This is a genomic window from Nitrospira sp. Kam-Ns4a, assembly GCF_965152595.1.
The window spans coordinates 355,745-378,594 of sequence record NZ_OZ224218.1; the positions used below are offsets into that span (position 1 = coordinate 355,745).

General features: G+C 68.5%; 20 protein-coding genes and 1 riboswitch. Of the genes, 3 read left to right on the forward strand and 17 right to left on the reverse strand.

Annotated elements, in window-relative coordinates; genetic code table 11:
* Positions 1–142: 142 nt before the first annotated feature.
* Positions 143–426: riboswitch (cobalamin riboswitch) on the reverse strand.
* 324 nt (positions 427–750) lie between these two features.
* Positions 751–1,215, forward strand: a complete 465-nt coding sequence (locus tag ACWHYQ_RS01740) for a hypothetical protein (RefSeq protein ID WP_447974046.1) — start codon at positions 751–753, stop codon at positions 1,213–1,215.
* A gap of 59 nt (positions 1,216–1,274) precedes the next feature.
* Entirely contained in the window at positions 1,275–2,060 is a 786-nt protein-coding gene (locus ACWHYQ_RS01745; RefSeq protein ID WP_447974047.1) for a dolichyl-phosphate beta-glucosyltransferase, read from the forward strand.
* Positions 2,061–2,209: 149 nt separating this feature from the next.
* Here the strand turns inward: ACWHYQ_RS01745 and ACWHYQ_RS01750 are convergent, their stop codons facing one another.
* Positions 2,210–3,781: a hypothetical protein gene (locus ACWHYQ_RS01750; RefSeq protein WP_447974048.1), complete on the reverse strand. Its 1,572-nt coding sequence runs from the start codon at positions 3,779–3,781 to the stop codon at positions 2,210–2,212.
* 12 nt (positions 3,782–3,793) lie between these two features.
* The gene (locus ACWHYQ_RS01755; RefSeq protein ID WP_447974049.1) at positions 3,794–5,506 is read right to left on the reverse strand and encodes a carbamoyltransferase family protein; all 1,713 of its coding nucleotides are present in this window, start codon (positions 5,504–5,506) and stop codon (positions 3,794–3,796) included.
* 281 nt (positions 5,507–5,787) lie between these two features.
* On the opposite strand from ACWHYQ_RS01755, the gene ACWHYQ_RS01760 reads away from it, so the two are divergent.
* Complete coding sequence (locus ACWHYQ_RS01760) at positions 5,788–7,608, forward strand: hypothetical protein (protein ID WP_447974050.1); 1,821 nt, start codon at positions 5,788–5,790, stop codon at positions 7,606–7,608.
* A gap of 116 nt (positions 7,609–7,724) precedes the next feature.
* Here the strand turns inward: ACWHYQ_RS01760 and ACWHYQ_RS01765 are convergent, their stop codons facing one another.
* The 15 genes from ACWHYQ_RS01765 to ACWHYQ_RS01835 form a co-directional block, all read right to left on the reverse strand.
* Entirely contained in the window at positions 7,725–8,135 is a 411-nt protein-coding gene (locus ACWHYQ_RS01765; RefSeq protein WP_447974051.1) for a c-type cytochrome, read from the reverse strand.
* Between the two features lie 155 nt (positions 8,136–8,290).
* Positions 8,291–9,142, reverse strand: coding sequence for a purine-nucleoside phosphorylase (locus ACWHYQ_RS01770; protein ID WP_447974052.1), 852 nt, complete (start codon positions 9,140–9,142; stop codon positions 8,291–8,293).
* Positions 9,143–9,161: 19 nt separating this feature from the next.
* Positions 9,162–10,094 (reverse strand): RodZ domain-containing protein, encoded by a 933-nt coding sequence (locus tag ACWHYQ_RS01775; RefSeq protein ID WP_447974053.1) that lies wholly within the window; start codon positions 10,092–10,094, stop codon positions 9,162–9,164.
* Between the two features lie 10 nt (positions 10,095–10,104).
* Positions 10,105–10,797 (reverse strand): tetratricopeptide repeat protein, encoded by a 693-nt coding sequence (locus tag ACWHYQ_RS01780; protein ID WP_447974054.1) that lies wholly within the window; start codon positions 10,795–10,797, stop codon positions 10,105–10,107.
* Complete coding sequence (locus ACWHYQ_RS01785) at positions 10,794–11,708, reverse strand: PfkB family carbohydrate kinase (protein ID WP_447974055.1); 915 nt, start codon at positions 11,706–11,708, stop codon at positions 10,794–10,796. Before ACWHYQ_RS01785 ends, ACWHYQ_RS01780 begins: the two co-directional genes overlap by 4 nt.
* A gap of 2 nt (positions 11,709–11,710) precedes the next feature.
* A complete protein-coding gene (gene mtnP, locus ACWHYQ_RS01790; protein WP_447974056.1) occupies positions 11,711–12,610 on the reverse strand; it encodes an S-methyl-5'-thioadenosine phosphorylase in 900 nt (299 codons plus the stop codon).
* 19 nt (positions 12,611–12,629) lie between these two features.
* The gene (gene miaA, locus ACWHYQ_RS01795; protein ID WP_447974057.1) at positions 12,630–13,655 is read right to left on the reverse strand and encodes a tRNA (adenosine(37)-N6)-dimethylallyltransferase MiaA; all 1,026 of its coding nucleotides are present in this window, start codon (positions 13,653–13,655) and stop codon (positions 12,630–12,632) included.
* Between the two features lie 77 nt (positions 13,656–13,732).
* Positions 13,733–15,580: a DNA mismatch repair endonuclease MutL gene (gene mutL / locus ACWHYQ_RS01800; protein WP_447974058.1), complete on the reverse strand. Its 1,848-nt coding sequence runs from the start codon at positions 15,578–15,580 to the stop codon at positions 13,733–13,735.
* Positions 15,581–15,687: 107 nt separating this feature from the next.
* A complete protein-coding gene (ybgF, locus tag ACWHYQ_RS01805; RefSeq protein ID WP_447974059.1) occupies positions 15,688–16,500 on the reverse strand; it encodes a tol-pal system protein YbgF in 813 nt (270 codons plus the stop codon).
* Positions 16,501–16,522: 22 nt separating this feature from the next.
* Complete coding sequence (ybgF, locus tag ACWHYQ_RS01810; protein WP_447974060.1) at positions 16,523–18,199, reverse strand: tol-pal system protein YbgF; 1,677 nt, start codon at positions 18,197–18,199, stop codon at positions 16,523–16,525.
* A gap of 45 nt (positions 18,200–18,244) precedes the next feature.
* Positions 18,245–19,078: a peptidoglycan-associated lipoprotein Pal gene (gene pal / locus ACWHYQ_RS01815; protein WP_447974061.1), complete on the reverse strand. Its 834-nt coding sequence runs from the start codon at positions 19,076–19,078 to the stop codon at positions 18,245–18,247.
* Positions 19,079–19,141: 63 nt separating this feature from the next.
* Positions 19,142–20,446, reverse strand: coding sequence for a Tol-Pal system beta propeller repeat protein TolB (tolB, locus tag ACWHYQ_RS01820; RefSeq protein ID WP_447974062.1), 1,305 nt, complete (start codon positions 20,444–20,446; stop codon positions 19,142–19,144).
* Complete coding sequence (locus ACWHYQ_RS01825) at positions 20,443–21,624, reverse strand: TonB family protein (protein ID WP_447974063.1); 1,182 nt, start codon at positions 21,622–21,624, stop codon at positions 20,443–20,445. The genes tolB and ACWHYQ_RS01825 overlap by 4 nt, the downstream gene beginning before the upstream one ends.
* Positions 21,621–22,070, reverse strand: a complete 450-nt coding sequence (locus ACWHYQ_RS01830) for an ExbD/TolR family protein (protein ID WP_447974064.1) — start codon at positions 22,068–22,070, stop codon at positions 21,621–21,623. Before ACWHYQ_RS01830 ends, ACWHYQ_RS01825 begins: the two co-directional genes overlap by 4 nt.
* Positions 22,067–22,789, reverse strand: coding sequence for a MotA/TolQ/ExbB proton channel family protein (locus ACWHYQ_RS01835; RefSeq protein ID WP_447974065.1), 723 nt, complete (start codon positions 22,787–22,789; stop codon positions 22,067–22,069). Before ACWHYQ_RS01835 ends, ACWHYQ_RS01830 begins: the two co-directional genes overlap by 4 nt.
* Between the last annotated feature and the right edge of the window lie 61 nt (positions 22,790–22,850).

Consider the following 22,850-nt stretch of genomic DNA (forward strand, 5'->3'; position numbering starts at 1 on the left):
CTGCTGGCTCCCAAAATAAAAAATCCTCAAGGCCTACCCAGACCCTGAGGATTGCATCCCGTTCTTCATCCTCATCCGTTCCCCAGCCCTCGAGGGAAGGAAGGTCATTGCCCGCGCCACCGGCGCCCCAAAGAAGAGGCAGCGCGGCGCAGGGATCCGGACAGGTCTTCTGGCTTATGGGGTCTTCGGCCTACTACCCGCGCCTTCCCATTCCACCAGCGAACAGCCGGCAGCAACTAGCCAATAGCTTTTCTTCTTCGCTCGCTATTTGCTACTTGCTGCTCGCTTTAGGAACAGTGGCTGACTGCGGGGTTCGTCCCCATTCACAGCGGCGGGACCGCGAGGGACTTTCACCCTCTTCCCTTAGCCCGGTAGCTATGTCGCTGGGAAGCCACTCTAGGGGAGGCCCGCAAGGCTTGTCAAGGGCAAAGAAATCCCGGCGTCAAACGCGCAGAAATTGCTCTGGAGGAACCAATTTGAACAGAGGCGACCGCAAGGACCCGACGTGTAATCGGAAGAATACACTGCTGCCGATCCCCTTGGGCCTCCGGCAGTTACCGCAGTTCGGGGTTCCACTGGTACATGCCTTGCCCACTTGGGCCGTAACTCCACCAAGGGTCGGATGGGAGCTCCTCTATGCAAGAAAGTCCCCGTTCGAGCAATCCCCACGGTCATTGTCACCCTGGGCCTTTGCATCATGGCCGTGGAGGGCGGCCGGGCCCTGTGGTTCGGCTCAGGCAGCGAGCCCCCGTGCGCCGGCAGAAGATCCTCAACACCTACGCGCGCTACTATCAGGCCCTGATCCGCGCCTCGGAGTCCCCGCCCGGTCTCCCGCCGCGGCTCCAAGACGCGGCGAGCTCGCCGCGCCGCGGACTCGCCGAGACACTCCTCTCGCCGATCGAGACGGCGAGCCTAGAGGAGCCGCAGTGGAAGCCGCACCTGCTGCGACTGGCCGAGACGGACGCCCGCCTCCGGTTAACGACGCTCAAGGCCACGCTGCTCACAACGGCCAGCCGACAGCCGATCCCAGTCCGGGTGGCGCAGGCTGGCTCCGCCCTGTTCGACCCCTTCACCGGCCTGCCGATGCTCTGGAACCCGGAGAAGGGCATCCTCTACAGCGTCGGGAAGGACCGGCGAGACGATGACGGCGACGCCGGCCTGGACATTGCGATCCGCATCCCCCTATCCAGCCGCCTCCCCCATTCTTGCAATTGAACGGCGAGTCGGGTAGGCTGACCTCCCCGTGTCATGCACAAAAGCAGGCTTGCAGCAACGTGGCGGGACCTCCAGCGATCGGGCCTGACCGGTCCGGGCAGCCCGCGCTGTCCGTCATCATACCGGCCTACAACGAAGCCGTTCGGATCCTGCCCTACCTGACGGCCGTCTGCACCTATCTGGAGGCCCGCGGCGCCCCCTACGAAGTGCTCGTCGTGGACGACGGCAGCACGGACAGCACGGCGGCGCTCATCGAGGAGTTCCGCGCAAAAGAGCCGAGGGTCGGACTCCTGCGCCTGTCCCGCAACATGGGGAAGGGCCGCGCCGTGCGCACGGGCGCCCTGGCGGCGCGCGGTGGCCTGCACCTGATCGCCGATGCGGACGGCGCCGCCCCGATCGAGGAGCTGGAGCGGCTGGAAGCCGCCCTTCACGAGGGCGCCGACCTCGCCATCGGCTCGCGGTTCCTCGCCTCCCGCGACCCGCGCTACCGCGTGCGGGCCCGCTGGCATCGGACCGTCCTGGGGAATACCTTCAACTGGGTCGTGCAGCGGCTGGGGATTCCCGGGATCACCGACACCCAATGCGGCTTTAAGCTCTTGCGAGCGGCCGTCTCGCAGAGCCTGTTCTCGGTCGCGCGGATTGACGGGTACGGCTTCGATCTGGAGCTGCTCTACGTCGCCCAGCGGTGGGGCTACCGGATCCGGGAAGTCCCGATCAACTGGAGCGACCAGCCCGGCACGAAGGTGCGGGTCCTGCGGGACGGGCTCGCCATGTTGCGGGAGATGCTGGCGGTGCGGCGGAACGACGCCAAGGGGCTGTACGCGAGCCGGACAAACGGACAGTAGATGGAACGGATGCGTGGCGAGCGCAGCCTCATGGCGGGACGTGGCCTGGATGGAGGCCAACCCGGGTGCCGCGAGCCGTTCCGGTGGTCCGAGCAGGCGAGCAGTCAACCATCGCACGCGCGCCGGTCGTCAGCCGAAGCTCTTCGGCCTCATGCCTTGAATCGCACAAAGATCCTGACCTTTGCATCCCCGTACACTTCCCGCCAGCCAGGCGCCTGGACCAATGCCCCGTCCAGCGGCGTGCCCCGCCCGACCAGCGCCCAGTCCACCCGGTACTTGTCCAGCACCCTCAGGTCCGGGGAGGCCGCTCCCGCCAAGGCCATGTAATCGCGAAAGATCCACCGGTCGCCGACCCGCCAGGCCGGCATCCGCCCGTCAATGAAGATCTTCTCCTCCGGAAGCCACCAGAGCAGGAATCCCCCGTAGCCGTAGTCGTTGTACAGGCGCACGCCGAGCCGGTGCCGATTCGCGCGGACCCACTGGATGGCCTCGATGGGGTATTCGGTCTGCCGGAAATACTCCGCCGGATGCAGCCCGCACTGGACGACGTGGACCAGGTGCTCCGGTCCCAACAGCCACATCCCGGCCGCGACCGCCAGTGACACGGCGAACTGGGCCAGCTTCCTGCGTCGGACCGTCGCCGCGGCAGCGAACCGCGCTCGTGCCTGCAGCGCCACCCCCGAGAACGCCTCGGCGACCAGCGGGGCGCTGAGCAGGAGGAAGAGGAGGACGTTCCGCCAGTGGCGGAGGGACAGCAGGAGGAATACCGCCAGGATCGCCCAGCGGACCGGCTCCACCCGCCGGTAACCGAGCAGACAGCTCAGCGCGACCACAGCCAGGTAGCCGAGATAGGTCGCGCCGGCCTTGGTCGCCAGGGAGACCGGCTGCCACTCGTGCAGCATCTCGATCATGAACTGGTCGGATAGCGAGAGGGCGATCTCCTCATGCAGCCGCCATCCGTACGGATTGATGAGCGTCACGAGCGCCGCGACGACGCCGACCCGTGCGAGATGGCCGAGCTGCGGCCAGGCGAGGACCGGCTCGTCGAGCCGACTCGCTAAGGCGGGCCAGCGATTTGCCGCGAGGCGCACCGACGCCGACACGATGAGGATCAGGGCAAGCGCAAAGAGGCCGGCCGTGAACCCGCCGTGGAGGTTAGCCCACAGGAGGAACAAGGGCGGCACGACCCAGAGGTGGGACCGCCGGCCCGCCTGATACACGCGCCAGAGCTGGAGGAGCACCGCCATCCCTAGCAGAGTGACCATCTGGGTCCGGGCCCCCAGAAAGGGCAGGGCCGCCCACAGCGCACCGGCGAGGGCGATCAACCGGGCCGTGTGCCCAGCCCGCGCGCCGACCATGACGAGGCCGAACGCTCCGGCGGTGACCGCCCCGAAGAAGAGGATGACCCCGAGCGGCCCGACTGGCCCGAGCCCGCGGTAGATCAGCCCCAGCAATCCGTCGGTCAGCCAGGCGTGTTCCACCCAAGGCCAGTCCGGCACTGTGTGGGAATAGGGATCCGTGGCAGGCATCCGCCAGCCGTTGGCGAGCAAGTCGAGCCCGGCACGGAGGTGCCAGCCGAAATCTGGCTCGAACAGCGGCTGCAGAACCAGATTCAGAATGAACAGGAGGAGCAGGGCGTCGAGGGCGGGGAACAATGGGGATGGGGATAGGGGATGGGGATGAATCTCCCGAACGGACGCGCCCCTCTCCGCTTTACGCATCACTCACACGCTTCACGCCTCGCGTCCGCCTGGGCGTCGGACGAGGAGGTTCTCCAGCACCAGCCACTCCACCTCCGTGCGCTGGAAGCAGCCTACCGCTTCCTCCGGCGTGCAGACGATTGGCTCATTCACGTTGAAGGAGGTGTTGAGGAGCACGGGGACGCCGGTCCGCCGGGCGAAGGCCTCCAGCAACCGCCGGAACCGCGGGTTAGATGCCCGGTCCACCGTCTGGATGCGGGCGGTCCCGTCCACATGCACGACCGCCGGGATGATCCCCTTGGCCTCCGGGCGGACCGGCACCGTGAAGAGCATATACGGCGAGGGCCCCCACAGGTCGAAATACTCCGCCGCTCGTTCTTCCAAGACCGCCGGAGCGAAGGGCCGGAAGTGCTCCCGACGCTTGACCTTCGCGTTGATCAGCTCCCGCATATCCTCCCGCCGTGGATCGGCGAGCAGGCTGCGGTTCCCCAACGCCCGCGGACCCCACTCCATCCGTCCTTGAAACCAGAATACGAGCCGGCCTCTCGCCAGCTCAGCGGCCACCCGCTCGACCAGTTCGTCGTCGGCCAGGGCCTCAGCCATGAGGCCAGCCCTCTCGACCGCGCGCCGGCAGGCCTCCGCGTCGAAGCTGGGGCCCAGGTAAGCATGGGGCAGCGGCGCTCGAGGGGCGCCGAGCTGCACGGAGCGCCAGAGCGCGGCGCCCAGCGCCGCTCCCGCGTCCCCGGCCGCCGGCTGGACAAACACCTCGCGGAATCCCAGCTCGCGCCGGATCCGACTGTTGGCGACACAGTTGAACGCGACCCCGCCCGCCAGGCAAAGCCGGTCGACCCGGGTCTCCCGCTCGAGATAGCGTGCCAGATGCAGGAGCGCCTCCTCGAGCACGACTTGCGCGCTGGCCGCCACATCCCGGTGCCGCTCGGTCAGCTCCTCCCCGGGCCGCCGATTCGGCCCGAGGAGCCGGAGGAGCGCGGGCACGAAGAGGCCGACGCGGGCGAGATGGAAGTCCAGCAGCCGGACGTTCAACCGGAACTCGCCCTCCGGCGCCAGGCCGAGGACTTGTTCCCTCAGGACCTGCGCGAACCGGGGTTGTCCGTAAGCCGCGAGCCCCATCACGATGTACTCGTCCTGGTCCGGGGTAAAGCCGAGGAAGGCGGTGATCGCGGCGTAGAACTGGCCGAGCGAATGCGGGAGCGGGATCCGCTTGAGCACCCGGATCTCCGACCCCTCGCCGATCCCCAGCAGCGCTGTGTGCGACTCCGAGGCACCGTCCACGACCAGGATCGCCGCCCGCTCGAACGGCGAGACGAGGAAGCTGCTCGCGGCGTGACAGACGTGATGGTCAAGAAAGACGGGGCGCGGTGAGCCGGGCCCGAAGGCCGTGCGGAGCTTCCGGGACAGGAACGCCAGCTCGGCCCACTCGTGGGAGAGCCGCTCCAGGCTCCGTTGGCCCTTGACTCTGAACAGCGCGGGCGAGCGTGCCATCGCGCCCAATGCGAGCGCCGCCCGTCGACCCAGCACCCAGTACTTCCACGGCACCGCGATCTCGTCCACTGCGGCGAGCCCGACCCCGGTCTGGTCCAGACAGGAGCGGATCGCTCGGAGCGGCAGCGCCCTCACGTGCTTGATGCGGACGAACCGTTCTTCCTCCGCCGCAGCGACGACCTGCCCGTCCCGCACCAGGGCGGCCGCCGCGTCACGCAGATTGAGCAACCCGAGCACCAGCATCACTGCCCCCGCGCCAGAAGCCGGACGTTACGCCGGTAGCATAGAGAAACCGGCGCAACCTGGCAAGGCCGACGGCACTCTCCGGTTGCATTCGGAGCGGGATTTCGGTACCGTGGCCAGACGGCTGGACGGAATCTCTGGTCTCTAAGGATATGGCGCCTAGAGGAACCACAAGGACCGGGCGTGAGACACCGGCCTGGACGCACCGAATAGGCCTGCGGCGGCTCGCTATCTTGCTGCTTCTCCTGTCGCTGATTGGACTAGCCGGGAGTTGCAAGAGCGTGGAGAAGCATCTCCTGGGAAGGCATGAGTTGCCCGACATGGGGCCGCCGCTCCCCGTTGCAATCAAGATGGAGATTGACCCCGCGCTCCCCGCCGCCCGGCTCCAGTACGTGGACGCCTGTAACCACCCGGGCGAGATCCGGATCGGGGAAGATCTGGAAGCGATGCTGCTGGAAAGCGCCCACCAGACCTTCAAGACCGTGTATTTTGCCGGCCAGGAGCCGCCTTCGGCCAAGCCGGACATCACGGCTCGGATCACCCTCCAGCAATCCGGGCTGAAGATCAATACCGACAACGTCTATGACCGCCTGCCCGCGGAGCTGACCCTGGAAGCCGGCGTCGCCTTCTACGATTCGTCCGGCAAGCTGCTCGCAGAGCAGCCGCTCGCTGTGACTCACAAGGATAAGCTCCTGCTCGAACCGACGCAGCACCGCTGCGCCTATGTCTCCGTCCAATCGTTTGCGAATGCTGCCGCCATCGGGATCGCCTCGCAGTTCATGAAGCAGGCCCGCGAGGTCGTGAAGCCGACCGCCCCCGCCGCAGCGGCACCAGGAGCGGGCCATCCGGAAGGAGTGGCGGCCGCTCAGCAACCCGCCGAACCGGCCGCCCCGGGGGCACCGGGGCTCGCCTTCAAGGCCACGCTCCTGGACGAGAACGGCAACCTCATCCTGGAGGGCGGCGAACGGGTGCGCCTGCGGGTCGACCTCGTCAATGCGGGACGCCTAGCCGCGCGCGACGTTCAGGTCACCGTGAGCGGGACGCCAGCCGTCGTCGCACAGTTTCCAGCCTCGACCCTGCCCGTCGGCACGCTCCAGCCCGGCGAGTCCCGGTCGGTCGAGTTCGCGGGGACCCTGCCCCCGTCGCTCCCGTCGCAGCGCGTCGAAATGAAGATCGCGCTGTCCGAGGCCAGCGGCCTCGTCGGCCTGCCAGCCACGCAGGTCCTCGTCGCCGCCATGCGGCCCGCCCGTGAGCCCGCGCCGGGTCCGGGCGCCGCGGCGCCGCGGTTCGACGACGTGGATCAAGTCCCGGCCGCGCCGCCCGGGGTCCAGCAGCCCCAGCTCTATGTAGTCGCGGTTGGGATCAGCACCTACCGCGACCCGCAGCCATTCACGCGCAAGTACGCGGCGGCGGACGCCGAGCTGGTCGCCGCCTACTTCCAGGCGTTGGGTGGGGTCCCGGCTGCCAACGTCAAGGTCCTCCGGGACAAGAACGCGCTGCGGCCGGATCTGGAGGAGGTGCTGCTGGACTGGCTCCCCTCCCGGGTGACTGAGCAGTCGGTTGTGATCGTCTATTTCGCCGGCCTGGCGACCGCGTCGCCTTCCGGTGACGTCGCGCTCCTGCCGTACGAAGCCGGCGCGAACGGGACAGCCCGGCTCTATCCGCTGAAAGACCTGGCCGCCGCCCTGGCGAAGCTCAGGACCCGACAGGTCCTCTTGATCTTCGACGGACCGACGACCCGTCCCTCGGGTGCCGGCAAGGGACCGCAGAAGGCATTACGCTGGGACGCCGGCGGGAACCATCCCGCCCGCCTGATCGCGTCCCCAGGATTCCAGCCCGCGATCGAGCCCGACACGGTGCGGCACGGGCTGTTTACCTACTACCTTATTCGGGGGTTGCGGGGGGACGCGGACAAGGACGGGAACGGCGCCGTCACGGTGGGCGAGCTGGCGGCGTTCCTCACCCAGACCGTGCCGTCCGCCTCGCGCAGCACGTTCAAGCAGGAGCTCCAGCCGCTCGTGCTCCCCTCGCTACGGGCCGGCCACCCGCTCGCCGGCCTCACCCTGACGCGGCCGGCTGGCGCGGTGTCGGCGGCTCGCTGATGCTCCTGCCGCAGGACACCGGGCTTGCAACCTCCTCGCGGAACCATTGGCAAACAAAAAGAGCAGAGGGGAGACTCCCCTCTGCTCTTTTCACCGAGCCCGCCTCGGACCCGTCGCTACTCGACGTTCTCCTTGCAGAAGCTCCGCTCGTAGTTGATGATCGTCCAGGCCTCTTCCTCGGTGATCGCAGCCGGGATCAGCGGCACCATCCCGGTTCCCGGGCTCCCGTTCTTGATCACCCAGAACAGCTCACCGTCCTTCCGCTTCTTATGGAACTTGCAATTGGTGAAGTTGCGCGGGCTGGGATTGAGGATCTGGCCCGCCGGGCCGTCCCCCTTCCCCTCCTTGCCGTGGCAGTTGAAGCAGGTGCCCTTCCCCTCAAACAGCGCCTTGCCCTTGGCCAGATTCTCAGGGGTCTTGGGAATGGGATTCTTGAGCTTCTTCGCTTCGGCGATCTGGTCGGGCGGCACCCGGGGCTTCAGGGGATCCCGCTCCTCGGCCACGGCGACGGTGGACGCGACGAGCATGAATGCTGCTAAAAGACCAACGGACCTCGAAATATACCGCATCACAGCTCCTCCTTTCTTGGATCAACGAATGGGCCGGAATTCGGCGAGGCGTCTCCTCAAGGGGCCGCACTATAGCAATGCCCTCCCGCCTTGTCAAGCCGGCTCGCGGGCGCTCAGCCCGTGGCAGTCTCCCCTAGACGCCCCAACAGGCTGTCCATGAGCCGGCCGACCGTGCCGACCCGCCGTGCGGCCTCGGCGAGGACCGCCCCGTGCGCGCCGGGACCCTGGGGGGTCCCCGCTCGGTTCGTCAGGACCGCGAGGCCCAGCACCTGGAGCCCCCAGGCCCGGGCGACGATGACTTCCGGCACGACCGACATGCTCACCGCCTGCGCACCCAACCGCTCCAGCATCCTGGCTTCGGCGGGGGTTTCGTAGGTCGGCCCGGACACCCCGGCGAGGACCCCGCGGCGCAGCCGGATACCCAGGTCGCGCGCAACCCGTTCCGCGAGCTCGCGCAGCCGCCGGTCATAGGCGTCCGCCATCTCGACGAAAGGGGAGGCGTCCGGGCCCTCAGGCCCGACCCCGATCAGCGGGTTATCACCCATGAGATTCAGATGGTCCTCGAGCACCATCAGCCCTCCCAGCTCCGCCTCATCCAGCGCTCCCGCTGCGCAGGTGACGATGAGGGTCCGGATCCCCAGGGCGGCGAGCACCCGGATGGGCCGCGTGACCGCCTCCAGAGAATGGCCCTCGTACCGATGGACCCGTCCCTGCAGGAGGGCGACGCCGGGCCCGCAACGATCGGTGATGACCAGGCGGCCCGCATGGCCTTCCACCGAGCAGACGGGAAACCCCGGGATGTCGGCGTAAGGAATGGCGAGCCGCACCGGCGGCCACTCGGCGTAGCTGCCGAGCCCGGAGCCAAGGACGATGCCGACCTGCAGCCTACAGGGAAGTCGTGGGGCCAGATGCCGGACGGCCTGGTCGACGAGGAATGCCGGTGGGGGATCGTGGGCATTGGTCATCGGACAGGAAGAAACTGCGCTACCGTTTGAAGAGGATATCCCGCGCAACTCTGCCGCTGGGACCAAAGGGACCTTGAGGCACACCGTTCAGCTCAACCCGCACCCCGCCCGCATTCCCGAGCGTCAACAGAAGCTTGTCCGCCGCCTTCCATCGCACGCGCTCGCCCGGTCGAAGCAGGGCTTCCTGCGGGCTTTCGTTGTCCACCTGGACCACGACCCAGCTCAGCTCGTGCGCCTCCAGCTCCAACACCAGCGGACCTGACATCCCGGCGAGCTCGTTCTCCACGCCGGCCCTCACCGCCGACGAGGCGGCCGGCCCTGACGAAGTCGAGGCGTCCCGCGAGCCGCCGGCTCCCGGCTCGCGTCCGGCCGAGCCGCTCGCCTCCCCGCTACGCGGTTCGCCCAGGCCCTCGGCCCCGAGCACAGGCTCTCTCGGAAGCTCTGGAGAGGCCAGCGTCGCCGGGCCGGGCACGGCCGACTGAGCCGGCCCCGAGCCGGAGCGGCCAGCCCTGAACTCCGAGTGCCGAGGCTCGGACAAGGGCGGGGCTGTCGCCGGAGGCGGAGCGACGGCGGACTGTTCCCGGGTCAGCAGCAACAACAGGCCCAGTAGCGCCACTCCGACCGCTGCCGCGAGCACTTTCCGGTTGGCCTGTCGCTTGCGCTCGTCCTCGGCCTGCTTGCGCCGGAGCCGCTCCAGGTCTGCCTGTTTGTCATAGAAGGGCCCGGCTGATTCCACGAACCGGCGGAGCGCCTCCTCCTCGTCCAGCCCCAGAGACTGCGCGTAGGACCGCACGAACCCCTTCACGAAGACCTGGTCCGGCAGCTTGGCGAAGTTGCCGTCTTCCAGCGCCCGTAGGAAGTCAGGATGGATCCGGGTCTTGACGGCGATGTCCTCGAGCGTGAGCCCCCGCGCTTCACGGACCTGCTTGAAGTATTCGCCCACTGGTTCCATGGCCTCTTCGCTACTGCTCCTGCTTGAGCCGCTGGAGGAGCTCATCCGCCAGCTTCCCGTATTCGCCGTCCTTATCGAGGCTGGTCACCCGCATTAGCGCCTCCCGGGCCTTGCGGCTGTACCCGAGCCGATAATAGGCCCGCCCCAGCTCGAAGTTGAGCCGGGCCGGCGGGACGCTCGCCGGGTTCACGAGCATGGCGTCCTCAAAGGCGCGCGTCGCGCCCTCCATGTCGCCTTCGTGTGCCAGGGCCAGCCCGAGGTGGAACCAGGCCAGATCGGGCGTCACGTAGAGGGGGTTGCTCAGGGCCCGCCGGTAGGCCTCGATGCCTTCGCGCCACCGGTCCTGCTGCACGAGCATGTGCCCTAGGTACGTGTAGGCCTCGGAGTAGTCCGGGTCAATCCGCAGGGCGGTCCGAAACTCCTGTTCGGCCTGTTGGAGCTTCCCCTGCTGGGCGTACAGGTGTCCCAGGTAATAGTGCGCGTCCTTGTGATGCGGATTGAGCTGCACGGCCTTCTGAAAGTTCACGAACGCCTGCTGGGGATTGCGGGTCAGGGCCGCCAGCCCTTCCTGGAAATGGCCGTCCGCCCGCTTGATCGTCTCCTGCTGCTCGGTGCATCCCGATAGCGCGCCCGCCACGACCAGGCTCGCCACCGCCAGGCCGAACCCCCACCGCCGCACCGGAATCCCTCCACCCCCGCTCATGTCAGATCCTCGAAGTGGGTCAGCCGCTTGAACGCCCGGAACCGCTCCTCGATCTCCTTGTAATCGAGCGCGCGCAGGCGGTCAAGGCTGAACGCCTCGACCGTGAAGGAAGCCATGACGCTGCCAAAGATGATGGCCCGGCGGATGGCGGCCTGCGACAGGTTGCCTGTCGCCGCGAGGTAGCCCATGAACCCGCCTGCGAACGTGTCTCCCGCGCCCGTCGGATCCTTGACCTCCTCCAGCGGAAACGCGGGGGCGCCGAAGATCTCCTTCTGGTTGAACATGAGCACGCCGTACTCCCCGCGCTTGATGATCAGGTGCTTGGGCCCGCGCGCGAGGATCGCCCTGGCCACCTTGACGAGGTTCGGATCGCCGCCGAGCGCGCGGGCTTCGCCGTCGTTGATGATGAGCACATCCACCTGCGCCAGCGTCCGCCACAGGGCCTCGCGCTTGCGCTCGATCCAGAAGTTCATGGTGTCGCAGGCGACCAGGGTGGGCCGCCGGACTTGCCGCAGCACATCGAGCTGCAGCTCGGGATCAATGTTCGCCAAAAACAGCATGTCCGGCGTGCGGGAGGCCTCGGCCACCTTCGGGCGAAAGGTCTCGAAGACGTTGAGGCGCGTGTCCAGGGTGTGCGCCTCGTTGAGCTGATACGTATACTCCCCCTTCCACCGGAAGGTCTCCCCTGGCCGGCGCTCCAGCCCGGCGAGGCGCACGCCGCGGCTGCGCAGGAACTGGAGGTGCGCCTCGGGAAAATCCTCCCCGACCACCGCGATCAGATCCACGCTCGTGAAGTAACTCGCGGCGGTCGCGAAGAATGTCGCGGATCCGCCCAGCGCTTCCTGCACCTCCCCGAACGGCGTCCGGACCGTGTCGAGCGCGACCGAGCCGACGACCAGTAGCGTTCCCATCTTCACCGGACTCCTTTCGTGGAGGGCAGATAGCGGCCGACGAGCAGCGCGAGCCGCCGCTTCGTTGCGGTCGGGATCCGATCCGGCGCCGTCACGATGGCCTGCTCCAGCGCGCGGGCGCAGGGACAGGCCCGCGGCTCGCCCGCGACCCGCACGGCGGCGCGCAGGATGCGCTTGGCCAGCGCCACGTTCCTGTGCAGCGTGTCGAGGATCATGTCCACCGTCACGGCCTCGTGGCTCTCGTGCCAGCAGTCGTAGTCGGTGACGAGCGCGAGCGTCGCGTAGCAGAGTTCCGCCTCGCGGGCCAGCTTAGCCTCGGGCAGGTTGGTCATCCCGATCACATCCACCCCCCACTGCCGGTAGAGCAGGGATTCCCCGCGGCTGGAGAACTGGGGCCCCTCGATGCAGAGGTAGATCCCACCTCGGTGCACCGTCGCACCAGCCTCCTGCGCCGCCTTGAAGAGCGCGGCCGACAAGGCCTGGCAAACGGGGTCACCAAACGCCACGTGGGCGACGATCCCGCCTTCGAAGAAGGTGCTCGGGCGCCGCCTGGTGAGGTCCACAAACTGGTCCGGCAGCACCACCTCGCCCGGCCGGATCGCCTCCTTCATACTGCCCACGGCGCTCACGGAGAGGACGCGGCCGACGCCGAGCGCTTTCAGCGCGTACAGGTTCGCCCGGTAATTGATCTCGCTCGGCGACAGCCGGTGTCCCCGGCCGTGTCGGGACAGAAACGCGACCCGCACGCCGTCCAGCGTCCCGAGGATGAGCGCCTCGGACGGCCGCCCAAACGGCGTCGTCATCCGCAGCTCCCGTACCTCGCGCAGCCCCTCCATCTCATAGAGGCCGCTCCCGCCGATGATCCCAATCTCGGCCTGCGGCCGCGTCCGCTTCGTTGCCATACGTACCTGTGTCTCGCTCTTAGGCCCGTCCGGCCGCCGGCGCACCCGCGCCCACCCCGATCGGGACGGCGCCCGCGAGCCGGGTCAGAAACGCCCCGATCTCGCCCAGGATGCGTCCCGCCGCCTCCTCGACCGTGTCTTGCTCGCCGAGCGTGATCCAGATGATGCCCGGCTCCTTGCGGAACCAGGTCAACTGCCGCTTGGCGAACCGCCGTGTGTCGCGCTTCAGCCGCCGCACGGCCTCCCCGTAGTCGTACTCACCGGCGAGGAACCCTGCCATCTGCCGGTAGCCCAGCCCCTTCATGGAACTGAGATGCCGCTCATAGCCTTGGGCGAGCAGGTGTCGCGTCTCCGCGAGGAGCCCGCGGGCGAGCTGCGCGTCCACCCGTTCCTCGATCCGCCGGTAGAGCGCCGCTCGGTCACGGATCAGCCCAAGGAGGAGCGGCGTGAACGGCCGCTCCGCGAACCCATGTGCCCGGTGTGCTTCCGAGAGAGGCTGGCCAAGGAGGTGGTGGACTTCCAGTGCCCGGATGATCTTCACCCGGTCGTGCGGGTGCAGCCGGGCCGCGAGCGCCGGATCCACCGCGGCCAGCCGCCGATGCAGGGCCTCATCCCCATGAATGCACGCTTCCTCCTCCAGGCGGGCGCGCAGGGCCCAATCGGCGGAGGGCCCGTCCCAGAGGCCCCGCAGGAGCGCCCGGACATACAAACCGGTCCCGCCCACCACGAGCGGCACCAGCCCCGCCTCATGCAGCCGCGCGATCTCCGCGAGGGCCTGCCGGCGGTAGTCGCCGACGTTGAAGGGCTGATCCGGCTCGACCAGATCAATCAGCCGGTGCGGGACACCCTCCCGCTCCGCCAGGGCCGGCTTGTCCGTGGCGAGGTCCATGCCCCGGTACACCTGGCGAGAGTCGGCCGCCAGGATCTCCGTGCCGAGCGCCCGAGCAACCCGGATCGCCACCCGGCTTTTCCCCACCGCGGTCGGGCCGACCAGCACAACCAGCGGGCGCAGCCCTCGAGCCAGCAGCAAGGAGACGAGGGACAAACAACAGCGAAGAGTTCCAGGGGGTGAGTCTTGAGTTGCAAAGTCCTTCATAACCTCAACACTTCGTTATCCTCGCCTCACTCCCGCCCGAAGATTTTCGCCAACTCGTCCGCCGGCAGGCGGAGCGCCACCCGCCGGCCGTGGGGACACGTCATGGGCAGCCCCTCGCGCACCCAGTCTTCGATCAGCCGTTTACTCTCGGCCGCCTCCAACGCCCGGCCAGCCCGCACCGCGCCGTGACAGGCCAGCGACGCCAAGACCGGCCGGACACGCGCCTCGAGCGACGACAAGGCGTTCCACTGAGCCAGGTCCTCGACAAGGTCCTGGAGGAGCGCGGCCACATCCAGCCGGCCCAGGAGCGCAGGCGTGCTGCGGATCACGAAGGCGCAGGCGCCGAACGGCTCGACCTCGAGGCCCAAGCCAGCCAAGTCCTCGAGGCGGTCCTTGAGCAGGATCGCCTGGTGGGACGGCAGCTCGACGGTCTCGGGAATCAGTAGCGGCTGCGTCGCCATCACGCGATCCTTCCAGGTCCGCCACAGCCGCTCGAACAGCACCCGCTCGTGCGCCGTGTGCTGATCAATGACTTGGAGCTCGGGCCCGACCTGGGCCACGAGGAACGTCCGGCTGACTTGGCCCAGCGGAACGACTTCCCACTCCATGCCGGCTGCGTAGCCAACCGTCGGATCCCGAACTGTGTCGCCTCGGGCGCGATCCGCCACACCAGCGCCAGACAGCGCCACCTGACGCCGCACATCCGGTGAGCCGGCGCCAGGCGGGCCGCCGGCTGCCTGGTCTAGCGCTTCCGCCGGCGCCCTGGCCATCGGTCCGTCCGGCGCAGGAGCCGCCGTCTCGTCGCTCATCCGCGCGGCCAGGCTGATGCCTGGAGCCCACAGCCCCCGTGACGACGGGCCCGCATCCGCCGCCAGGCCCAGCGCCTCCCGGACGGCCTGCCGGACCAGGTGATGCAGCCGCTCCTGCTCGGCAAAGCGGACTTCCCGCTTGGCCGGATGCACGTTGACGTCCACACGGTCGGGCTCCACCTCCAGGAGGAGGACGAACGCGGGGTGCCGTCCCTTGGCAAGCGACGTGCCGTACCCGTCGTAGACCGCGTGGAGCACGGTCGGGTTCCGCACCCAGCGGCGGTTCACGAAGACGTCCTGGAGGGTCCGGCTCGTCCGCGCCCCGACCGCGCGCACGATGAAGCCCTCCACGGAGCATCCGGCTCCCGCCGCCCGGACCGCGACTGCCTGGTCAAGAAACTTCGTCCCGTGCACCTGACCCACCCGTTGCTCGTGCGACGGGGCCGCGGGATAGTCCAGCACCGGCTGCCCGTTGTGGAGCAGCTTGAAATGGGTCTGCGGCCAGGCCAGCGCGGCCTGTTGCACCGTCTGGCAGATGTGAGCGAACTCGGTCGCGGGGGTCTTCAGGAACTTCCGGCGGGCTGGCGTATTGAAAAACAGGTCGGCCACCTCCACCTGCGTTCCCGGCGGGGCGGCGGCGTCCTCGACGCGGGTCACCGCGCCGCCCGCGAGGAGCAGCCGCGTGCCCACCGGATCCTCCCGGCGCGCCGTCACCAGCCGCACCTTCGAGACCGCGGCGATGCTGGGGAGGGCCTCGCCGCGAAACCCGAGCGAGGTGATCGAGCCCAGGTCCCGCTCGGACCGGAGCTTGCTCGTGGCGTGCCGCTGGAAGGCGAGTTGCGCGTCGGCCCGACTCATGCCCTCGCCGTCGTCGGTGACCCGGATCAGCCGGCGGCCGCCATCCGCCACCTCAACGACGACGAGCCGGCTCCCCGCATCCAGGCTGTTGTCAATCAGCTCTTTCACCACCGCGGCCGGACGCTCCACGATCTCGCCGGCGGCGATGCGGCTGACGACGGCCTCCGGCAGGATCCGGATCTTGCTCGTGGCGGCGGCGACGGTCATGGGGCTCTCTCAAAAAACTCGGCGCGACGTCCTGGCAGCGGACGCCGCGCCGGCTGAATCGAACGGGCAGGAGCGGGCGGGACCGGCGACAGCCGACGGCGCGGCAGTCATCGGATCTCGGCCAGTTTATTCTTGGCCAGCTTGGCCTCGTCGGAGCCGGAGAACTCTTCGATCACCCGCTTGAGCAGCGTCCGCGCCTTCTGCGAATCGCCGATCTCGGCGGCCGACAACCCCATCTTGAAGAGCGCCGGCGGCACTTTCTCGCTGCGCGGGAAGCCGGTCACGACCTTCTCGAACGCCTGCATGGCCCGAACGTAGTCCCGCTTGCTGTAGTAGGACTCGCCGATCCAATAGTGCGCGTTGGGCGTGAGCGAATTGCCGGGAAAGTCCTTGAGAAACCGCTCGAAACCGGCGATCGCCAGCTCGTAACGGCCGTTCAAGTAATCGTTATAGGCCAGGTTGAAGGCCGAGGTGGGCGTGATGCCGGTCATGCCGGGCAGCGGCAGCGGCTCGGGCTCGCTCGGCGGCGCGGCGGCCTTCCCCTCGCGCGGCCCCGGTGCCGGCGGAGCGGCGGGATTCGCCGCTGCGGGCGGCGAGGGGACGTCCGTCCGGGCCAGCCGACTCTCGAGCTCCTTGACACGCACCGCCAGCTCGCTGAGCTGCGCCCGCAGTTGCTCCGTCTCCCGTACGGCCTCGGCGGCCGACCCGGCCCTGGCCGCGGGCCTCACCTCCAGCTTCGCCTCGAGCGCCTGGAGCCGGCGATCGAGCGCATCCTTCTCCTTCTTGCTCTGATCCTGCAACCGGGTAAGGTCGGTCCGCAGCTCGACGAAATCGGAATGCTTGGCGCACCCGGCCGCCAGGGCCACCCACAGGGTCAGCACGGCTGAGAGCAAGACCAGGGACACCCCTTGCGGCATCATGGCACCCTACACGATCGCGCCGTCACGGCGACTGTTTGCTCTGCCTCAGCCGATCCATGGCCTTGCTGGCCTCGGGACTCTTGGGATAGCCCTCCACGAGCTGCCGCCACGCGGTGTAGGCCTGCTGTCGCTCCTTGAGTGCCAGGTAGGCGTAGCCTTTTTTGAGCAAGGCCGCCGGCACCTTCTCGCTGGCCGGGTAGGCGGTCTGAACCCGGTCGTAAGCCTCGATCGCCCGCTGGAACTTCTTCTGGCCATAATAGCATTCGCCAAGCCAGAACTGCGCGTTCCCGGCCAGCGTGGAGCCCGGAAACTGGGCCAGGAATCGGGTGAACCCTTCCTGGGCCCGGACGAAGTCGCCCTGCTTGTACCGGGTCATCGCTTGCTCGTAGGCCTGCCGGTCGTCGAGGCTCGCGGGCTGCGCCGGCGCGCCGGCTTCCGCAGCGGCCACAGAGCCGGATGCCTCCGCGGCGGCGAGCGTGGCGCCGCCCGGCGCCGCCTCGGACGTCTGTCCGGCCGACGGGCGAGCGTGAGTGCCGTCGCCCGATTGCTGTTTGGCCGGGGGTGGCCCGGCTCGGGTCCCCGCCTGCCGGAGCTGCTGGAGGGTGTCGTGGACCTCCTCGACGCGCCGACCGTGCTCGCGCACCTGCGCGTCGAGCGCCTGCAGGCTCTTGAGGAGGCCTTCGACCTGCCGGTCCTGCTCCTGCATCCGCTCGTTGACCGCCTGCACGAACTGGGCGAGCTGCCCGTGCAGGGTCTGCAGGCTCCGGCTCGTCTCGTCGAGCCGCTGGTCCTGCCGGTCCAGCCGGGTCTGGACCTTCTGCGTCAGGTTCTTCAGGTTCTCGACGAGGCTGGCGTAGTTCTTCTCCACACGCACCAGATAGTCGGTGGTCGTTTTGGCGTCGGCGTTGACCTTGGCGGCCAGCACCTCCGTCTTCTGCGCCAGGGCCTCTGTCCGCTGGGTGAGCTCGGTCGCCTGCCCGGCCGCCCGAGCGTCCTGCTGTACGAGCTTGTCTCCCAATCCATCGAGGGCCAGCTTGAAGTTGGCGAGCGCCGCGTTTAGCGAAGCCAGTTGCTGCTCAAGCTGCTTGGCCTGGGTGCTCACCTGGCTCCGGGCCTCCTCGATCGCCCGGTCTTGTCCGTCAAGGCGCGCCTCCACTTTCCGGGTCAAAGAGGTCAACACCTCCTGCAGCCTCGCCACGTCCTGCTGCAGGCGGTCGCGGTCGGCTTGCTGGGCGGCCGCCTGGTCCTTGACCGCCTTCTCCAGCGAGGCGAAGCGCTGCTCGTCCGCTGCCGCGTTCTTTCTCGTCAGCGCTTCGAGCGAGCCCGCCCGGTGCTCCAGGTCCTCCAGGCGGGTGCGGAGGAGCTGCACCTCGTGCGCGTTGCGATCGGCCCGGTCCAAGATACTCGGCAGGTCGGCGTCACGCAGGCTCTTGATATCCTCACGCAAACTGGCGCGGGCCTCGTTCACGCGCCGTTCTGCCTTTTCGCTCTCCGCCTTGATCTGCTTCGTCGCCTCATCAACCTGCCTCTGGATCTCCTTTTCGCGCTGATCCAGCTTCTTGATCTTGGCATCCAGGTCGCTGCTGACCCGGCGCAGGTCGGCTTCCTGCGCGAGACAGCCGGACAGGAACACCGCGGCGAGGGCGCAGCTCCCCGCCGCAACGTGCGACCAGCACCCGGCTCGGCGATGATCCGGCATGCTCACTCGGCTCTCCTTCACGCAGACGGACGCACGCTTGCACTCCTACTCGGCACTGAGCACGACGTGCGCCCGCCGGTTCTGCTGGTAGCAGGCCTCGTTGTGCTCCTTGCAGAAGGGCCGTTCCTTCCCATAGGAGACGGTCTTCATCTGCTCGGCCTTGACGCCCAGCTCCATCAGGTAGTTCCGGGCCGCGGCGGCCCGCTTCTCGCCGAGCACCATATTGTAGGCCAGCGTGCCGCGTTCGTCACAATGGCCTTCGATGACCACGCGCTGCCTCGGATTGCCCTTTAGCCAGGCCGCGTCCTCCGCCAGCGCCTGTTTGCCGGCCTCCGTGACCGTCCAACTGTCGAAGGCGAAGAAGACATCCTGGAGCCCGGCCAGCGCCGTCGCCCGCTGCTCGCGCTCCATCTCACGGGTCCGCTCGCGCGTCGCCTCCCCGAGGTCGGCCTTGGCGACGAGCATGCCGGGATTCACCCGTTCCTCCGCCGGCGCCTGCCCGGGCGGAACCGGATCAAGACCTCTGAGGCGGCCCGTCTCCGGGGCCGCGCCAAGCGACGGCTCCCCCGCCGCCTGCGCCACCTCCTCCTGTCGCGGCGCCGAGGTCGTCGGCGCGCTCGCCTCCCCGGCGTTGATCGGCTCCGGCAACGCTGGGGCTGCGACTCCCGGCGCGGCCGTCTCCAAAGGCGCAGCCGTCTCCATGGACCCGGCCGGACGCGTCGGCGAGTCCGCACGAGCGGCTGCCTTGGCCTTCTTGGCCTGCTCGAGCGAGGCGGCGTCCGCTCCCGCCTGAATCTCCTTCTTGCTGCAGCCCGACGCAACCAGCAGCAACATTCCGATCGCCCCGATGAGACATGCGCAGTGATACCGTGCGTCCATTCCCCCTGCTCCTTGGTATGAGGTTAACCGACCTCCCTCTTGGCGATGGCCCGCCATCGCCCGTCAGACCGGCGACCAGGCCGGCGAGCTGTGGTGCGTGCCCCCGGAGGTCAGCCGTTCGATGTCTCTCCCGTCGCGATTGATCATATAGATGTGGCTCTTGCCCTCGGCCGTCGAGCTGAAGACGAGGTGGCGGCCGTCCGGGGCCCAGGCCGGCGAATCATCCACCCCCGTGCCGGTGGTGATCTGCACGCGCTTCTGTCCGTCCGGGCTGATCAGGCACAGTTTGTATTGCCGGTCCGGGGTCCGGCAGATGTACGCGATCCAGTCCCCTTTGGGCGACCAGGCGGGCGCCGCATTGTAGTCGCCCTCGAAGGTCAGCCGCCGGACGTTCGAGCCGTCCGCTGCCATGAGGTAGATCTGCGGCCCGCCGCCTCGATCCGAGACGAACGCCAGCTCGCGGCCCGAAGGTGCCCAGGTCGGCGAGAGGTCCCCAGCCGGGTGGAACGTGAGCCGCTGGAGCGCCTTGGTCTGCAGGTTCAGGAGGTACAGCTCGGAGTTGCCGTCCCGGCTGCTAGCGAACGCGAGGAAGTTGCCGTCCGGCGAGGGAGCCGGAGTGATGTTGAGGCCCTCGGTGGAGACCAGGACCGTGCGTGCGCCTGTGGCCAGATCGAGCCGGTGGATGTCCTGCTTGCTGCGCGACCGGTAGCTCGTGAAGATCAGGGCCCGCCGGTCCGGCGTCCAGTGGGGCATCAGGTTGATGAAGCCGTCGGCCGTGACCTGCCGGGGCCCGTAGCCGTCGTAGTCCATGATGTAGAGCTCGCGGCTGCCGCCCTGCTCGGAGACGAAGGCGATCTTAGTGCGCGCAATGCCCTGTTCGCCGGTGTACCGATAGACCAGCTCGTCGGCGAAGCGATGCGCCATGAGACGAAGGACGGCGGGCGAGCCGACGTAGCGCTTCCCGAGGGTGGCATCGCTGCTCGCCCCGTCGTAGACGTAGCCGTCCATGACCACGTCGGGCTCCCGCGGTGCCACCCTTCCCCAGACGAGCACGGTCACGCCCTTGTCTGCAGCTTGCTTGAGCAGGGACGGCTCCGGCTGGGCCGCGCCGTTTGGCTGGAGCCCGAGCGCCACGGCGTCCGTGACCGCGAAGACCAACGAGCGGCGGAGGTCCGCCTTCAGCACCTCCGCCACAAGATCGCCCGGCCGTTCCCTGGCCCCCCCGTCCAGGAACCACAGCACCCCAATCGGAATCTTCTGGAAGTCGGGCCGCGTCGCCTCCAGAAACACGTCGGACACGCTGCCCTCCACCGCCCAAGCGGCCCCGGCCGCAAGCGCCAGGCCTGCGACGATCAGCCACCGCTTCATCCTTTCCCCTCCTGCTCCCCAACCGTGAAGCTGAAGTGCGCGTCCAGGTACGGCTCCGTGAGGGACGACGGGAACGGCGGCAACGGGAGCGCGGCCTTGATCGCGCGGAGGCCCGCATCGTCGTAATAACCGTTCCCCGAGGTCCGCTCGATCTCGACCGCCGTGACGCTCCCCGTCCGGTGCAGGCGGAACCTGATGACCACCTGCAGCGGCTTCCCGGAAAGGTTCACCGGCGGCGCCGTCCACAGGGCGCTGATCTTGTTCTGGATCAGGGCCAGGTACTGGGACAGGGCGGAGTTCGTCCCGGCGACCTTGAGCGTCGTCTGCGGCCGCGTGACCAGCGGAGGCCGAGCAGCCACTGCGGACCGGGCCTGGGGCTCCGCTGGAGCCGGGCTTGGCCGGGTCTGGGCGGGCGGCGCGGCCTGCAACTGCTTGGTCACCTCTTCCAGCAGGGACGAGCGCGGGCGCACCGGCGCGGGCGTCAGCTTCATGGGCACAGGGACTGGCACGTCGGGAACCTGCGCCCTACTCAGCAGTGCCTGCACATCCTTCTCCAGCGGGGAGCTTTCCGGCTTACGGGCCGGAGCCTTCGCCATCGGCGAGGCAACGGGGGCGGCTTGCATCTCTTCGAGCTTCGGCGCAGCCGGCGCCTGGAGCCCCCGCAGCAGGTCCCCCAGGTCGTCAGACGGCACCTTGGTCGGCGGGACTTGTCCCGGTGCGGGCGCGGCCACCACCGGGGTCGCGATCGGGGCTCGCGGCTTTACCGCCACATGTGGCAGAAGCGCCACAGGGGGGGCCGGGCGCGCAGGTGGCTCCCTGCGGGCCGAAGATGCCCTCACCGGCGGAGCCGGAGCCAGGACCGCGGGAAGCGGCGTCGGTTTGGCGACCGGTGCGGGAGCAATCGGGCTCGGCGCCGCCTTGGCTGGCTGGGGGGACAGAGCCACCGGGGCCAGCTCCGGTGCTGGCGGCACGGTCGGCGCCAGGGCCGGGGCCGGCAGGGTGACCAGGGAGACCTGATAGGAGGCCAGGGACTCCTGCACCTTCGGGTTGATCCGGACCGACAGCGCGACAGCCAGCAGACCGAGGTGCAGCGCGAGCGACAGCGCTAGCATACGTGCGACCGGCCCGCGCGGCGCCTCGAAGCCCTCCTGCCAGTTGAAGAACGACTGGGCCGTCATGACTTTCTTGCGGGCGCGATCGGCGACGGCTCGGACACGCGCTCGGGGCCCGCCGGCTCCGTCACCATGCCGAGCTTCTCGATCCCGGCGCGCTTCACCCCGTCCATCACCTGAACGACCGCCCCGTAGGGCACGTCCCGGTCGGCGCGCAGGTAGACGGCGACGTCCGCATTGCGGAGCCTGGCCTCGCGCAGCCGCGCCTCCAGTTGCTCGATGCCGACCGGATCCTTGTCCAGGTACAGCTTCCGGTCCCGCTCGATCGTCAGAACAAGCCGCTCCTCGGGCTTGATCGTGTTGCTCGTCGAAGTAGGCAGCTTGATGTCCAGGCCGCGGTAGAGCATCGGGGCCGTGACCATGAAGATGATCAGCAGCACGAGCACGACATCCACGAGCGGGATCACGTTGATCTCGGCCAGGAAACGGCGGTGGCGGGCCTCGAACATCATGGGCGCACCTCCGCGGCCCTGGCCCGCAGGGCCAAGGCGCTCAGCAGCTCGGTCGTGAAGGCCTCCAGGCGGAAGGCCGCTTTCCGGATATGGCTGAGGAAGTAGTTGTAGGCGATCACGGCGGGGATGGCCGTGAACAGCCCCGCCGCGGTGGCCACGAGCGCCTCGGCCACGCCGGGCGCCACGGCACCGATGCTGGCCGTGCCCTGCACCCCGATCTCTTGGAACGCGTTGATGATCCCCATGACCGTCCCGAGCAGGCCGATGAACGGCGTCGTGTTTCCGGTGGTTGCCAGGAATGGGAGCAGGGCCTCTTGTTTAGCGATCTGTCCGTGCACAAGGTGTGCCGCAACCCGGTCCAAGTACTGCCGGTCAATGGTCGGCTGCTCGGACGGCGAATCGCCCAATCCTACCGGGAGGGCCGTCCGCAGGAGCCCGTTGTCCTCGGGTACCGCCCGCTCGAGCACCCCTAGGCACACCGCGGCCATCGGGCTGGCCGGGCAGCGCCGGGCATGTCGGCGGACTTCGTCGAGGTCCTGGTCGCGTCCGTAGGCGCTCAGAAACCGCCGGTCCTCCCGATCGCTGATCCGGAAGGCTCGCCATTTGTACAGAATAATCGCCCAGGAAGTGACCGAGAAGAGAAAGAGAATGAGAAGAACGACCTTGGAAACCGTCCCGAGTGAGTCGAAGAGGCCCGTGGGAGCCTGATGAAATGCCATTATGCTAGTCGTCCCCCTCCTTTCCAGATGTGCACCGCGGTCGCGCGAGCTTTGCTACCTA